At 34.4% G+C, this 15,291-nt stretch carries 14 protein-coding genes; 9 read left to right on the top strand and 5 right to left on the bottom strand.

All coding sequences use genetic code 11. The annotated features are described in order from the left end of the window. Positions 1-93: 93 nt before the first annotated feature. From CLLU_RS08405 to CLLU_RS08415, 3 genes are all read left to right on the top strand, one after another. The gene (locus tag CLLU_RS08405; protein WP_207655967.1) at positions 94-1,746 is read left to right on the top strand and encodes a sensor histidine kinase; all 1,653 of its coding nucleotides are present in this window, start codon (positions 94-96) and stop codon (positions 1,744-1,746) included. A 4-nt stretch (positions 1,747-1,750) separates the two neighbouring features. Further along, the gene (locus CLLU_RS08410; protein ID WP_106009319.1) at positions 1,751-2,473 is read left to right on the top strand and encodes a LytR/AlgR family response regulator transcription factor; all 723 of its coding nucleotides are present in this window, start codon (positions 1,751-1,753) and stop codon (positions 2,471-2,473) included. 102 nt (positions 2,474-2,575) lie between these two features. Continuing rightward, positions 2,576-3,787, top strand: a complete 1,212-nt coding sequence (locus CLLU_RS08415; protein WP_106009297.1) for an L-lactate MFS transporter — start codon at positions 2,576-2,578, stop codon at positions 3,785-3,787. A gap of 132 nt (positions 3,788-3,919) precedes the next feature. On the opposite strand, the gene CLLU_RS08420 is transcribed toward CLLU_RS08415, so the two are convergent. Then, positions 3,920-4,141 (bottom strand): helix-turn-helix domain-containing protein, encoded by a 222-nt coding sequence (locus CLLU_RS08420; RefSeq protein WP_106009298.1) that lies wholly within the window; start codon positions 4,139-4,141, stop codon positions 3,920-3,922. A 165-nt stretch (positions 4,142-4,306) separates the two neighbouring features. On the opposite strand from CLLU_RS08420, the gene CLLU_RS08425 reads away from it, so the two are divergent. Continuing rightward, a complete protein-coding gene (locus CLLU_RS08425) occupies positions 4,307-5,293 on the top strand; it encodes a biotin--[acetyl-CoA-carboxylase] ligase (RefSeq protein ID WP_106009299.1) in 987 nt (328 codons plus the stop codon). A gap of 158 nt (positions 5,294-5,451) precedes the next feature. Then, positions 5,452-6,618 (top strand): beta-aspartyl-peptidase, encoded by a 1,167-nt coding sequence (gene iadA / locus CLLU_RS08430; RefSeq protein WP_106009300.1) that lies wholly within the window; start codon positions 5,452-5,454, stop codon positions 6,616-6,618. Between the two features lie 23 nt (positions 6,619-6,641). Here the strand turns inward: iadA and trxB are convergent, their stop codons facing one another. After that, positions 6,642-7,568 carry a thioredoxin-disulfide reductase gene (trxB, locus tag CLLU_RS08435; protein ID WP_106009301.1) on the bottom strand — a complete coding sequence of 309 codons (927 nt, stop codon included), beginning with the start codon at positions 7,566-7,568 and terminating at the stop codon, positions 6,642-6,644. 70 nt (positions 7,569-7,638) lie between these two features. After that, positions 7,639-8,370, bottom strand: a complete 732-nt coding sequence (locus CLLU_RS08440; protein WP_106009302.1) for an ATP-binding protein — start codon at positions 8,368-8,370, stop codon at positions 7,639-7,641. A gap of 302 nt (positions 8,371-8,672) precedes the next feature. Between CLLU_RS08440 and CLLU_RS08445 the strand changes: the two genes are divergently transcribed. Next, complete coding sequence (locus CLLU_RS08445) at positions 8,673-9,350, top strand: Crp/Fnr family transcriptional regulator (protein ID WP_106009303.1); 678 nt, start codon at positions 8,673-8,675, stop codon at positions 9,348-9,350. 596 nt (positions 9,351-9,946) lie between these two features. Then, positions 9,947-10,774, top strand: coding sequence for a methyl-accepting chemotaxis protein (locus tag CLLU_RS19325; RefSeq protein ID WP_106009304.1), 828 nt, complete (start codon positions 9,947-9,949; stop codon positions 10,772-10,774). A gap of 105 nt (positions 10,775-10,879) precedes the next feature. Here the strand turns inward: CLLU_RS19325 and CLLU_RS08455 are convergent, their stop codons facing one another. Then, a complete protein-coding gene (locus tag CLLU_RS08455) occupies positions 10,880-11,890 on the bottom strand; it encodes an asparaginase (RefSeq protein ID WP_106009321.1) in 1,011 nt (336 codons plus the stop codon). Positions 11,891-12,165: 275 nt separating this feature from the next. Between CLLU_RS08455 and CLLU_RS08460 the strand changes: the two genes are divergently transcribed. After that, the gene (locus CLLU_RS08460) at positions 12,166-12,720 is read left to right on the top strand and encodes a GNAT family N-acetyltransferase (RefSeq protein ID WP_106009305.1); all 555 of its coding nucleotides are present in this window, start codon (positions 12,166-12,168) and stop codon (positions 12,718-12,720) included. A 71-nt stretch (positions 12,721-12,791) separates the two neighbouring features. Then, on the top strand, positions 12,792-13,718 hold the full coding sequence (locus tag CLLU_RS08465) for a DUF2156 domain-containing protein (protein WP_106009306.1): 927 nt from the start codon (positions 12,792-12,794) through the stop codon (positions 13,716-13,718). A gap of 62 nt (positions 13,719-13,780) precedes the next feature. On the opposite strand, the gene CLLU_RS08470 is transcribed toward CLLU_RS08465, so the two are convergent. Further along, positions 13,781-15,169, bottom strand: a complete 1,389-nt coding sequence (locus CLLU_RS08470) for an ATP-binding protein (RefSeq protein ID WP_106009307.1) — start codon at positions 15,167-15,169, stop codon at positions 13,781-13,783. Positions 15,170-15,291: the final 122 nt, after the last annotated feature.

The following is a 15,291-nucleotide window of genomic DNA, read 5'->3' on the forward strand; positions in this document are numbered from 1 at the left end:
ATAACATAAATTTAAATCAATTTCCTGTACCTTTCAATATAAACTGTGCTAAAATATACGTATTTAAATGAAACAAATTTTAGGAGGAGAACCTTGGCGGATACTTATAATATACTGATTAAATTCATGGAAAGAGCAGCACTTTTAATAATCTGCCTATTCATAATAACCAGAATACAGCGCTTTAGAAATATATTTCAAAAAGAAAATTATACAAAGAAAGATCTTTTCATAATCTCATTGATCTTCAGCATTTTTTCAGTGGCTGGAACCTACACTGGTCTTAGGGTAGAGGGTTCTCTTGTAAATGTTAGAATAGTCACCATAATATCAGGAGGTATATTGTTTGGTCCTTTCGTAGGAATAACCTCCGGTGTAATATCAGGCCTCCACAGATATTTGATAGACATAAACGGCATTACCTCTCTCCCCTGTCTGATAAGCAGTGTAACCGCTGGAATAACTGCAGGATTCATAAACACCAGGCTCAAAAAGAAATACAGATGGATAGCAGGTATAATAACCGGTATGCTCTGTGAAACTCTAACCATGGTGCTCATAGTGATCTTTGCAAGACCTTACAGTATAGGAATCGATATAATTTCAAAAATTGCAATTCCCATGATAATCGGTGAGGTCAACGTGGGATTCATAGTACTTCTGGTACAAAATGTAGAGGATGAAAAAGACATGATAGCTGCCAGACAGGCAAAACTGGCTCTTGACATAGCAAATAAAACCCTGCCCTATTTCAGAAAAATAAACAGTGATTCTCTGGATAAGATATGTTACATAATAAAAACCGATATAAAAGCAGATGCTGTATCCATAACAGACAACAAATATATACTCGCCTATACGGGAGTTGGAGAAGAATATTACAATATAGGCACACATATACTGAACGATACCACCAAGGAAGCTATATCAAGTGGAAACATAATAATAAAAGACGACCATATAGACAACAGGAGTCCAAAGCTCAAATCGGCCATCATAATACCTTTAAAAGACAAGGAAGAAGTCATAGGAGCCCTGAAGATATACTACGTGAAGGCCCACAAGATAACCTATTCTCTAAAAAGCCTGGCTGTAGGACTCTCCCAGATTATATCCACCCTTATGGAAGTTTCTAAAGTGGAACAGATTAAAGAGATGGCAGACAAAGCTGAAATCAAGGCTCTTCAGACAAAAATAAATCCTCATTTTCTGTTCAACGCATTAAATGCCATAGCTTCATTTATAAGAATAAACCCTGACAAGGCAAGAGAACTTATAATAAATCTTTCAAGCTATTTGAGATTTAATCTGGAACTGAACGATGAATTCATACCTATAAAAAGTGAATTGAAACAGGTGAGGGACTATATAGAAATAGAAAAAGCCCGTTTTGGAACAAAGCTGAATATGGTATATGATATAGATGAGGTGGATATAAAAGTACCCAGCCTTATAATACAGCCCCTGGTTGAAAATGCAATAATACACGGAATATTGAAATCAAAAGGTCCCGGTACTGTGAAAATAAGCGTGAAGAACATGGGCCATGAAGTAAAGGTATCGGTGGAAGACAGTGGAGTTGGAATAAGCCAGAAAGTCATTGAAAAGATATATCACGATAATATGCCCGAAAACAAAATCGGACTTTACAATGTACATTCCAGATTGAAACTCATATACGGCCAGGGACTCAAAATCGAAAGATTGGAAAGAGGCACAAAAATAGAATTTTATGTTAGAAGGTGAGTTTGTGAAGGCAATAATAGCAGAAGATGAATTTACAGCCAGAGAGGAATTGAAATACTTTATAAAAAACTACAGCAGTATTGAAATTGAAGGTGAATTTGAGGATGGCCTGGATGTGCTTAAATTCATTCAGCAAAATGAAATTGATGTCATATTTCTGGATATAAACATACCCTCCATAGATGGAGTTATGCTTGCCAAGAATATAAGCAAATTTTCAAAAAAACCATATATAATATTTATCACAGCTTACAGAGAATACGCTGTGGAGGCTTTTGAGCTAGAAGCTTTCGACTATATATTGAAGCCCTATGATGAATCCAGAATAAAATCCATGCTAAAGAAGCTTCAAATGGCCTATGAGGAAAAGAACCACAGTTCACCTAAAAAAAGTATGCTGAATAAGATAAATTTATGGAAAAATGACAAGATCATAGTAGTTGACATGGACAATATATATTACTGCTGTGCCAAGGAGAGAATAACTGTGGTATACACAAAAGATCAGGAATACTTTGTAAACGAAAGTATATCTGATTTTTACAGTACTCTTCCAAAAAGTAAATTTTTTAAATGCCATAGATCCTACATCGTAAACATAGCTAAAATAAAGGAGATAATTCCCTGGTTCAACAATACCTATAATCTGAAACTTGATGGTATGGAGTTTCAGGTTCCAGTGAGCAGAAGCAACGTAAAAGAATTCAGGAAAATAATGAACATATAGCTGCACTTCATGCAGCTTTTTTGACATTTCATTCACAAATTGTGAAGTTACAATCTACCGGCCCTATAATAATATCAACAAATGATTTAAGAGGTGAATGAAATGAAAAGCATATCAAAGAATAATCGCTGGCTGATAGTATTGGGCTCTGTAATCGTACAATTGGGATTGGGTACAATTTATACCTGGAGTTTATTCAATCAACCTATTGTAAACAAATTTGGCTGGGATTTGAATAAGGTAGCTCTTACATTTTCCATTACCAGTTTTGCACTGTCGTTTTCCACACTTGCCTCGGGAAAGCTTCAGGAAAAACTAGGAATAAGAAAATTGATCTCCCTATGTGGAATAACTCTTGGAATAGGATTGATTTTAACTTCTACCGCATCTTCCCTTCCAATATTGTACATCACAGCAGGTGTAATCGTTGGAGCTTCAGATGGTATAGGCTATATGACAACATTGTCTAACTGTATAAAATGGTTTCCTGATAAAAAAGGTCTCATATCTGGAATATCTGTAGGTGCTTATGGATGCGGAAGTTTGTTGTTCAAATATATAAATGGTGGATTTATCGCTTCAAAAGGCGTATCCGGTGCTTTCCTTATCTGGGGTGTTTTAGCCATGATACTTGTATTCTCGGGAGCACAGCTGTTAAAAGATGCAGTTTCTCAAAATACATCCTCCTCAAAAGATGCAGATTTCACTGTAAAGGAAATGCTGAAAACCAAAGAAGCATATCTGCTGTTTATATCCTTGTTTACTGTCTGCATGAGCGGTCTGTATCTTATAGGAATTGTAAAGGATATAGGCGTAAAATTGGTCGGCATAGACGCTTCCACTGCTGCAAATGCAGTGGCATTGGTAGCAATATTCAACACACTTGGCAGAATAGTTCTCGGATCCTTGTCCGATAAGATTGAAAGGACAAAACTTATTTCCGCCTCACTCTTAGTGACAACTGCTGCCACCTTTGTACTGAGTTTCGGACATTTGAATTTTACGGTTTTCTTTGTCTGCGTGAGCGCAATAGCCTTTTGTTTTGGAGGCAATATCACAGTATTCCCCCCTGTAGTAGGAGAATTTTTCGGGCTGAGAAATCAAACCAAAAACTATGGAATCATATATCAGGGTTTCGGTCTTGGTGCACTTGCAGGTTCATTCATAGCAGGTATTGCAGGTGGTTTCAAGGAAACATTTATAATAATGGGAATACTTTGTGCAGCTTCCTCCATCATACTGGCATTTATAAAGCCGCCGGTAGCTTCAAAAATCAAATCCTTCAAATTGGATTTCGATAAAAACATCGCCTAGACTTTTTTAATAAAGTCAGACCTTTATCTTAAAATATAAAAGGCAGTTATAAAATCCTTCGCATAGAATTTTACAGCTGCCTTGGTTTCTTTATTTAAATTGAAAATATTTATTTATGAGAAGTTCCGTTCATCATGCACTTAATATTAAATCATCGATTTTACAGCCAAGTATTTTTGCTATTACAGCAACTTTTTCAAAACTTGGATTTTTCTTATCTCCTCTCTCCAGTTCTTCTAAATAAGATTTTGAAATTGAAGTTTCAAAACTGGTATCCTTAGTAAGATTCTGAACATCTAAGGTAGTGTAGCCTAAACTCATCCTTATATCCCGAATTTTTTTTCCGTTTAACATAAGAAAACCCCCTATTTAATATTAACTTCTCTAATTAAATTATATTACTTTTCTATAAAAATTTATAGCGGAGTTTTGTTATTAAATTGTTATTTTTTTATAACACAGTTTAAATATACAAACTGTGTTATAATATTATTAACAATACGAAAAGGTGGGTTTTACATGAAATATGAAGTCCTCAATTTATTGAAAAAAAATACTGAAACATTTCTATCCGGACAGCTTATAAGTGAAAAACTGGGAGTAAGCCGCACCTCTATATGGAAATACATAAAATCACTAAAAGAAGAGGGATATAAAATAGATTCCTCCTCCAAAAAAGGTTATAGACTGACAGGTCTTCCTGATATACTCACTTATGAAGAGCTCAAAGAATATGTAAATACAAAATACATAGGGAAAAATATTATACATTTTGAAAGCATAGATTCTACAAATGACAGGGCAAAGAAATTGTCTGAACAGGGAGCAGAACATGGAACTGTGGTAATATCAGAAGAGCAGGCAGGTGGAAAAGGCAGGCTTGGAAGAATCTGGTGTTCCCCCAAGTACAAGGGAATATCTATGACCATAATATTAAGACCAAATATAGATCCTATGGAAGCCTCTCAAATAACTCAGATAGCCGCCGCTTCCATGATAAACAGCTTAAAGGAATTCAACATAGACGCCAAAGTAAAATGGCCAAATGACATAATAATAAATGGTAAAAAGGTATGCGGAATTCTAACCGAAATGAGCGGTGAATTGAACAAAGTAAACTACGTAATTGTGGGAATAGGCATAAATGCCAATATGGATAAGTATGATTTCTCAAAAGATCTGCTGGATAAAGCTACTTCCATTAAAATAGAAACAAAATCCAACATAAACAGGAAAGCTCTAGTGGGAGCTCTGCTGAATGAATTTGAAATTCTATACACGGAATTTCAGGAAAAAGGAAAGATAAACCTTTCCGTAGAAATATGCAAAAATAACTCAGCTGTCATAGGTAAAAATATAAAAATAATCAAAAATACCCAGGAAAGCTGTGCAAAGGCAGTGGATTTGGACGGAAAGGGAAGATTGATAGTTAAACATAAAGATGGATCTCTTGAGAAACTCATATCCGGGGAGATTTCCATAAGAGGACTGGACAGCTATATTTAGTTTTTGTCCAGTATCCTCAAGGTCAAAAACACGGTATGCACTTCACATCTTTTATTTCTATGTTTAAAATAAATCAAAATAGTAAATTATAATATGGAATCTTTCTTAAATTTTAGCTGGAATTTGCTAACAAAAATACTTTTAAGGACGTGTATAATATGATTTTGATAAAAAACATAGAAGTATTTGATCCAAAACCCATAGGTAAAAAAAATATATTTATATGTTTCGACAAAATAGCATATATATCTCATAGTGTAAATATCCCGGACAGGAATTTTCCCCAGGTGGAGATACTGGATGGTACAGGATTAAAAGCCATTCCCGGGCTGATTGACCTTCACATACATATAAACGGCGGTGGAGGCGAAGGTGGATTTTACAACAGAACTCCGGAATTGAATCTTACAAAATTTACGTTAAATGGTATTACAACCTGTGTAGGTCTTTTGGGTACAGATGGAATTACGAGAAATATGGCAGGTCTCATAGCAAAGTCAAAAGCTCTCGAGTCAGAGGGCATAACCACATACTGCTGGACAGGATGTTATAGTGTCCCCACAAGAACTCTGACAGACAGTGTGCGCGGTGACATTGTCACTGTAGATAAAATAATAGGAGCTGGTGAAATAGCTGTTTCCGATCACAGGGGAAGCCACCCTTCGGAGGAAGATCTAATACATCTAGCCTGTGAAACCAGAGTAGGCGGCCTTATTTCAGGTAAATGCGGTGTACTTCACATGCACCTGGGAGATGGTAAAAAGGGAATGGCTCCCATATTTGATATGGTAGAGGATTCGGATATGCCATTTCAAAATTTACTGCCTACACATCTCAACAGAAACAAACTATTATTAAAACAATCCATAGAATATTTAAAAATAGGAGGTTTTGTTGATATAACCACCGGCATTAAAAATGAAGGCGATGAAGCTGTAAGCTCCGCCGAGTTGTACACAGCAATACTAAAAGAAAATATTTCTCCCTACCATGTGACCATGAGTTCTGATGCAGGAGGAAGCATGCCTTTTTTCGACAGCAGAGGAAAACTTACCAAATTATCTATAGGTATGCCATCTACTGACATGGACTCTGTAAGGGAATCCATTGAAAAAGGTCTTTCCATGGAACTGGCACTTATTCCCTTCACTGAATCTCCTGCCAAATTTCTTAAATTTAAGAATAAAGGCATAATAGCAGAGGGCTATGATGCAGATTTAGTCTTACTTGACAGCAAATTAAATATCCATACCGTCATAAGCAGGGGAAAAATTATGGTGCAAAATTATAGGCCTCTTGTATATGGAACTTTTGAAACCAAATAGAGCGAGTCTTTCACCCTCTCTATTTAAAACTTCATTTTTTCTATATAGCTTTCTGCAGTAGTTGCCGCTATGGCACCGTCTGCTGCTGCAGTCACAATCTGCCTTAAAGATTTTTTTCTTACATCTCCCGCTGCAAACACCCCTTCAATATTGGTCCTCATTTCTTCATCTGTTATAATATATCCTTTTTCATCCATTTTTATTATTTCCCTGAATAGCTGTGATACTGGATCATATCCTACAAATACAAAACATCCGTCTACTTTTAATTTTCTTGTTTCACCTGTAATTTTATTTTTTACGACCAATTGTTCAAGTGCTTCTTTTCCCTTGGCTTCTTCCACGACAGAATTCCATATGAACTTTATTTTGGAATTGTGAAAAGCTCTATCCTGAAGATATTTTGTCGCTCTGAGAGAATCCCTCCTGTGTATGACTATTACATTTTCTGCAAACTTTGAAAGGTATATAGCTTCTGTAATAGCTGAATTCCCTCCACCTATCACTGCTACATCAAGACCAGTAAAAAAGTCGGCATCGCAGGTCGCACAATAAGAAATTCCTCTTCCCCTCAGCTGCTCCTCGTTTTTAAAACCTGAAAGCCTTGGATTGGCACCTGTGGCAATTATTATTGTCCTGGATCTATAACTGTCTCTTTTACCTTTTAAAACTTTAATTGCCCCATCTATATCTGTATCAGCTATATCGTCCTCCATAAACTTTACACCGAAGCTTGAAGCCTGATTTTTCATTCTTTCACTTAAACTGCTCCCCGTACAATTTTCAATAGAACCTGGATAATTTTCAATTTCAGCTGTTGTAGTCACCTGTCCACCGTATTCCGCCTTTTCTATCAATAAGGTATCCATTTTAGATCTTGCTGCATAAAGTCCTGCGGAAAGCCCTGCTGGTCCTCCTCCAATTATTATGCAATCATATATATGTTCCATTTTGTACCTCCCAGTATTTTCAAAGTATAAATAGATAATAGGTTTTATCATTAAAATGATATTTCCTTATCTATATTATATCCCCATTAGTGGCTACTGTCACTTCCCTATAGGGAATTATGATACCGGACTGAAGCATGGCCCTTTTCACTGCATTTACAATTCCGCCGCAGCAAGGAACCTCCATCCTAACTACAGTTATACTTTTCAAATCATTATTTTTTATAATTTCTTCAAATTTTTCTTCATAGTAATCTATATCATCCAATTTTGGACATCCTATTACCACAATATGATCCTGGATAAAATCCTCATGAAAATTTGCATAGGCATAAGCTGTACAATCAGCTGCTACCAGTAGATCTGCATTTTTCAAATAAGGTGCCCTGGGATTTATAAGCTTCAATTGAACCGGCCACTGTCTGAGTTCAGATATATTTTTCAAATTCTCCCTGTGTTCTTTCTTGTCTATATTCTTTTTTGATCTTGGCATCCTTTCTATAGTCCTTGCTGCAGCTCCAGGGCATCCGCAGGGCAGGTAAGCTTTAAGAGCCAGTTTTTCCTTTTCTTTTTTCTTCTCCATAACTAACTTTTCATTGTAATCTTTACTTTCCCTTTCAACTATCTTTATTGCACCTACAGGGCATTCTGGAAGACAGTCTCCCAGTCCATCACAGTATTCATCACTTATAAGTCGAGCTTTTCCATCCACTAATTCTATAGCACCTTCATGGCAGGCATTTACACACAGGCCGCATCCATTACATTTCTTCTCATCTATATTTACAATTTTTCTTTTCATGTGAATTCCTCCCTTGTTTTTATGATTACATTATAATAAAATAAAATTATATAATCCGTATCTTAGGTTACCACCATGATTATATTTATCCGAACGCTACCATTGCTAATACTCCCAACGCACTCTGTGAAAGCGACTGTCATCAAATCAAAGATTTGGGACATCTGCTTTTCTTAAAGTGAAAGATAAGCACTGCTACGCACCTGGATAAGTTCTGCTAAGGTTCAGGTGGAGAAGAGTATTTCTTATTGGCAAACTCCCCTGAACCTAAGAATCACTTGATATTAAGGTTGTGGAAAAGTATGAAAGACATGCATAATGCATTGAGTAATTGTATATTGATGAAAAATTTTTCAGAAAATGAAATTAAAAGCTTTTTGGAAAAGGTTAACTATACTTTTCTTTCCTATTCAAAGGGAGAGATTATAGCTATTGAAGAATCGAATTGTTCAAAGATAGGAATAATTACAAGCGGAACTGTGGAAGTTCAAAAAATATTTTCTTCAGGAAAAGTCATTACTATAGGCAGCTTAAAAGTAAGTGACATATTTGGAGAGGTGATAATATTTTCTAATAGAAACACCTACCCTGCCACTATCACAGCTTCAAGCAATGCAGATGTTATGTTTATATCCAAGGAGGATATATTGAAATTATGTAATCTATTCCCTGTATTTCTAAATAATTTCATGTCGCTTTTATCCAATAAAATACTTATGCTGAATAAAAAGCTTAAAAATATATCTTATGAAACCCTGCGTCAAAAAATTGCATCTTACATTTTAGATGAGTACAGCCATCAAAAAAAACTGGATATAATTCTAAATTATACAAGAAAAGAAATGGCTGAACAGCTCGGAATTCCCAGACCGTCACTTTCCAGAGAGCTTGTGAATATGAAAAAAGACAATTTAATAGATTTCAGCAAAAACCATATAATAATAAAAAATGTAAATAATCTGGAAAAACTGTTATTCTAAAAAAGGGAAACGAAAATTTCGTCTCCCTTTTATTTTATTCTAGCATATTCCTCTTCCACATCCACCACATAATAACAATAATATTATTATTATTATTATTGAACTGTTTCCGCGTCCACGATCACAACATCTGTGTGACATAAAGACCCCTCCTTATTATCCTTAAATTATAATATATAATTTTTAAGTTAGCTTAATTTTTCATCCTTTGTTTTTATATTTTATTAGTATATAAGCTTTTTAAAATGAAAAAATGTTATTCTTCAGTATAGGCAGCCTGTATCTAACAATCTTTTCCAAAACCACCACAGTCAATACCGCAGCACAGTATTAGAATTATTATTATAACAAGTATTTCTTTTCCACTGCCTCGTTTACCACAACTTCTACGTGACATAAAGACCCCTCCTTATCTTCTTTAAATAATTGTATTATTTTACGTACTCTTTTTTTTCATCATGTGTTCTATACTTTTATAATATTAACTATCTTTACAAATGTGACTTTTATTTCTAAAATAATTAAAAAATCCTCCCATTTGTGTTATTGTATACTTGTACATATTAAATAATATTATCAAATTTGGAGGACTGATTATGGAAAAAATTAAAATTAAGAATAAACTTCAGCAGGCTTTTGAAACTTTAATTCCCTATATGCAGTATTTTTTTGATGATGAGGTGGCCTTCACCATGTCAAATACCACTCACTTCATAAAAGTGGTGAATAGCGAGAGCATAAACATGAATGCAAAAGCTGGGGATCCTCTAAGGCCTACTGGTGCTGCCTATGAATGTATAAAAGCTAAAAAACCTGTTTCAATCATGGTCCCCAAAGAAACCTTTGGATTAGAATTAAAAGCCATAGGAATACCTGTAAAAGAAGACGACAAAATAATTGGAAGTATAGTTCTGGCAAAGAGCTTAAAAAGGCATTATGAATTCAGGGAAGTGTTCAAAATTTTGTCCGAATCTATAAGCAATATTTCAAAAGCTTCAGGTATTTTGTCTTCTGGAGTTCAGAATGCTGTAAATTCCAACGAAAATATACTAAATGAGGTAAGAGATGCTTTAAACAAATCTGAAAATACAGATAAGGTCTTAAATTTCATAAGAAATATAGCCTCTCAAACCAATCTTCTTGGTTTAAATGCAGCTATAGAAGCTTCAAGGGCCGGAGAACATGGAAAAGGATTTTCGGTAGTCGCCAATGAAATAAGGAAATTATCCAATTCAAGCAACACATCCATAAATGAAATAAATTCTACATTAACTGAAATAAAAAAATCTGTAAGCAATATTTCCCGGGGAATTTCATCTACGGCTGATACTTTCAAAAATCAGTTGTCTGAAATACAGGAGCTAGATGCCTCCATAAACAGTCTGAACACGTTAACAGATAAGCTAACGAAGCTGTCAGAATAGTATTTAAAATTAAAGTACAGAGTTCAAAACTAAACTCTGTACTTTGGATATATTTTTCGCCATTAACTTATAACTACCTTCAAAAACCACTTTTTTTAAAAGATTTTAAAAGTTTTTCTTTAACGTAAAATCTGGAAATATATTCCCTACTTTTTCTCCCACATTATTTAAATTTTTTCCATTTTTATATCTACTCAATATATCTTTTTCCCTATCATCCAGGACATTAAGGTCCTCCAGGCATTTAACCACTGTAGGCCATATTGCCCTGGTACCGCCATCCTCTATCTTTATTGCTATCCCAAAATCAGCACCTCTGACTCCAATACAATATATGCCCTCTGCTCCAAATTTCCCTATAATTTTATTATGGGTATTTTTTATGATTTCAGTGCAAAACCCATTGGTACCTGCCACCATTTCAGGAGCATTGTTTACAGCACTGAATATTCTATCCGCAGCTTTTTTATAGCTTTCAGACAGCCCATAACCACTGGCAATTTTTGAATACCCCAGTGCCATGTTGTATAAAGGCATTCCAAAAACAGGTACAGTACACCCATCCGTTCCCATGACTATATTTTTTTCTTTTATAGAACAGATTTCAGATACTATAGTCTTAATTTCTTTTTGAACAGGATGTTCTGGTGAATTGTAATTTTCTATATTATACCCCTTTAACACACATACGGAAAGTATTCCGGCATGTTTCCCGGAGCAGTCCGTATAGGTGGGGTTCAATTTTGCATGTTCCCATAAAAGTTTTTGGGAATATTCCCTGCTCAAGGACAATGTAGAACCGCACAATAAATTATTTACATTAAGTCCTATCTTATTTAATATTTTTTCTACAGTTTCTCTATGAAATTCTTCCCCATAATGGGAACCGCACATTATAGAAAGCTCCTTATCCGTAAAGGAAAATCTCTCCGATGCCCCTGACAATATAACTTCCATAGTCTGTATTGGTTTAGCGGCAGATCTCATATAAGCAACTTTATGTGAATCTCCCAGACTATAGACAAGATTACCCTTACTATTTACTACTGCTATATCCGCTCTGTGAATACTTTCAACCAAAGATCCCCTTGTAACTTTTACTACTATTTCTGACATAAAAATTCCTCCAATTAATTCAAAGTCCAATTTAAAGTATTCTACCTCAATTTTTCTTATAAGTATACAATTTAAAAATTTTTTCACACATTATCAATGTCCTCATCATTTCTATATTATAGTAAGCAAAAATGTATCATAATATATAAAAGATTAATGTTCAGGAAATTATTTTTAATGGAATTTTACATAAGTTATGGATTAGGTTATAATAGTTACGTATAAAAAACTATTATTTTTTAATTTTGACTTTTTTACAAGGGGTGAACCACACTTTGGTTAAAGATTTATTGAAAGGTTCTAAAATAGCACTTACTTCTTTCAAAGACTCCCATCTGCCTTCTTTAGAAAAGTGGTATAATGATATATATTTTTTAAGAAATTTTGACATGATACCGGCTTTTCCAAGAAGTGCTAAGGAATTGAATGTTACACTAAAAAATCTGTTTGAATCCCAGGATAAGTTTATGTTTGCAATAAACTCAGTAAAAGATGATGAAATAGTTGGAATTACAGGTTTTGAGAACATACTTTGGAATAATGGTACTGCAACAATATATATAGGCATCGGTGAGAAAGATCACAGAGGCTGCGGAATAGGAAGCGAAGCTTTATACCTTACTATGGAATTTGGTTTTGAAGAATTAAATCTTCACAGAATACAACTGACCGTTATATCTTATAATAAACCTGCCATAAAGCTCTATGAAAAATTGGGCTTCAAGAAAGAGGGAACCTACAGACAATTTATTTATAGGGATGGAAACAGATATGACATGTATCTTTATGGAATACTAAGATCTGAATGGGAAGCCACTATAAAAAAATAAGAGGAGGTATTATCAGTAAAATAATAGATATTACACCATAACGTGTACAATCTATTAAACTGTAGAATTTTATGCTTACATTTAAACCTATTACTATAGATGACAAAATAGTCTTTGACAAATACTTGAACAAATACAATTTCAATACCTGCGAATATTCTTTTACCAGCCTGATTATATGGAAAGAAGGCTGTGATGTTCAATATACCATTTATGATAATGCACTCATCATAAAGAAAAAAGATTTCAATGAAAACTATTATTTTATGCAGCCTCTTGGGTATACTGCATCAAACTTAAAAAATATAATAAAAGAACTGCTGAAGTACAAGGAAGAACATTCCATGCCTTACTTGTTCAAAGATCTCGAGCAAACATTTTTAGACGAATTGAAGGAAATTTACGGAGACAATATCCATATAAAAGCTGATATAGACAATTTTGATTATATCTATGACTCCGACAAGCTCATAAATCTATCAGGTAAAAAACTCCACTCTAAAAAAAATCACTACAATTATTTCGTAAAAAACTATGATTATAAAGTTAAAGACTTTTCCGAACCAGGTGTAAAAGATGATATCAAAAAAGCTGCTGAAATTTGGTATGAGGAAAACAATAAAGGCGATAAACATTTATTCTACGAATTAAAAGGTATCAAAGAAATTGTAGAAAATATGGATATTTTAAACTTAAATGCCATGGCAGTATATGTTGATGATAGAATAGCCGCCTTTACCATAGGTGAACGGGTCAACAACAATATGGGAATTATACACATAGAAAAAGGCACCTCTTCCATAAGGGGCATATACACCTTTGTAAATAAAACTTTTGTACAGAACTATCTGGCAGATGTAAAGTACATCAACAGAGAGCAGGATTTGGGAATTCCAGGTCTCAGAAAAGCTAAAAAATCATATCATCCCATAAAAATGGGAGAGAAATATTGTATAAATTTTCCCGCCCTTGTAGGATGTAAATCAAGTGATTTTTAAGCTCAGATAGAATTTGCCGACAAATTGAACAGCTTCATTTCATAAAACTCAGAAAATAAAACTTATTTCTGAGTTTTATTTTCTATTTTAAACTTTTTCTGGCATCCTTCCACCCAATCTACAAACTGCCTGGCAGTTCTTGCTGAACGTCCATTGTACCATCGCTCCCATTTAAGAGCCTCATTGTAAAGTTTTTCTCTGTCAATATTTAATTTTCTTTTTTCTGCGATACCTTCTACAATCTGCAGATACTTATTTTTATCCGGTGATACAAACACTACATTTATTCCAAATCTATCCGCCAATGAAAGTTTTTCCTGCACGCTGTCCTGACCGTGGACTTCATCATCAAAGCCAGCAGAGGACGAATCCCCTCTTTCACTAAAATACTCCTTGACCAGATGTCTTCTGTTTGAAGTGGCATATATCAATATGTTTGAAGATCTGTTTTCAAATCCCCCCTCAAGCATTGATTTAAGAGCAGTGTAGCTCTCTTCATTATCTGAAAAAACCAAATCATCTACAAAAACGATAAATCTTTGAGGCCTGTTTTTTAATTTTCTTATTATCTCCGGGAACTCCTCCAGATACGCCTTGGGCAATTCCACCATTCGAAGTCCCTTTTTATAATATTTATTGAGGATAGCCTTAACCGTAGAAGATTTTCCTGTACCTCTATCTCCATGAATCAACACATTATTGGCCGGAAAACCATTTAAAAATTGTACTGTATTGTCTTCTACAATTTGGTGCTCCTTTTCATATCCAATAAGATCTGAAAGTTGAATTGGATCCGGATCTTCAATTTCTCTGAAATGTCCTCTTCCGTCGATATGTGCCCATACAAAGGCCCTATACCTGGCAAATACACCACATCCATATGTATTGTGGAATTTTTCCAATTCATCAATGCATTTCCCCCAGCTGCTGCTGCAGTGAAAACTCTTTTCTATTGCCCTCAGATGATCAGGATAATTTTCTTCCTTGAAATCATCTTTTGTTTCCCATTGAGGAAATCTTAAAATCATTCTTTTATATACATCCTTGTCAAAATGTTTCAATAATTGTCTCTTTATATCGGAAGCACTCAGCTCAGCAATACTTTGAAGCTTTTCAAGGTCCCCAGCTGCCGCGGTCTTAATTACATTTTCACTTTCTTTAAAGTTTCCCCTCTCGGCTTTGAGTGAAAAAGAATTCTCACTAAAAATTATCTTGTCAATGATATAATCCCTTAAGGAAAAATATTCACTTTCCACTAGTTCAAAGAAAAATTCATTGTACAAATTTGCTGAAGTTTCCATGTTAACTTTTTCCTTGTCAATATATCCTACAAGTTTTCTTAAACTGCCTATAACCCTATCCCCAAGCAAATTTCTATAAACAGAAATGGAATCCAAAGCTAGACTTTCATACTTTATGTGAAAATCCGCCTTAAAATTTATACTTTTCATAAATAGCCCCCCAAATAAATTATTTATACTTCATTTTAGCACATTGATTATTAAAAACCAGCATTTATCCAAATTAAATTTATACCCATGAGATCAAAAATGAAATATTATGTTATAATTAA

Source organism: Clostridium luticellarii, assembly GCF_002995845.1.
GTDB classification, from domain to species: Bacteria; Bacillota; Clostridia; order Clostridiales; family Clostridiaceae; genus Clostridium_B; species Clostridium_B luticellarii.

Excerpts from the sequence above, each read along its gene's own strand:
- CLLU_RS08465 (WP_106009306.1), top strand. The coding sequence starts at position 12,792 with ATGCTTACATTTAAACCTATTACTATAGATGACAAAATAGTCTTTGAC.
- CLLU_RS08420 (WP_106009298.1), bottom strand. The coding sequence starts at position 4,141 with ATGTTAAACGGAAAAAAAATTCGGGATATAAGGATGAGTTTAGGCTAC.
- CLLU_RS08415 (WP_106009297.1), top strand. The coding sequence starts at position 2,576 with ATGAAAAGCATATCAAAGAATAATCGCTGGCTGATAGTATTGGGCTCT.
- CLLU_RS08440 (WP_106009302.1), bottom strand. The coding sequence starts at position 8,370 with ATGAAAAGAAAAATTGTAAATATAGATGAGAAGAAATGTAATGGATGC.
- CLLU_RS19325 (WP_106009304.1), top strand. The coding sequence starts at position 9,947 with ATGGAAAAAATTAAAATTAAGAATAAACTTCAGCAGGCTTTTGAAACT.
- CLLU_RS08445 (WP_106009303.1), top strand. The coding sequence starts at position 8,673 with ATGAAAGACATGCATAATGCATTGAGTAATTGTATATTGATGAAAAAT.
- CLLU_RS08425 (WP_106009299.1), top strand. The coding sequence starts at position 4,307 with ATGAAATATGAAGTCCTCAATTTATTGAAAAAAAATACTGAAACATTT.
- trxB (WP_106009301.1), bottom strand. The coding sequence starts at position 7,568 with ATGGAACATATATATGATTGCATAATAATTGGAGGAGGACCAGCAGGG.
- CLLU_RS08470 (WP_106009307.1), bottom strand. The coding sequence starts at position 15,169 with ATGAAAAGTATAAATTTTAAGGCGGATTTTCACATAAAGTATGAAAGT.
- CLLU_RS08455 (WP_106009321.1), bottom strand. The coding sequence starts at position 11,890 with ATGTCAGAAATAGTAGTAAAAGTTACAAGGGGATCTTTGGTTGAAAGT.
- iadA (WP_106009300.1), top strand. The coding sequence starts at position 5,452 with ATGATTTTGATAAAAAACATAGAAGTATTTGATCCAAAACCCATAGGT.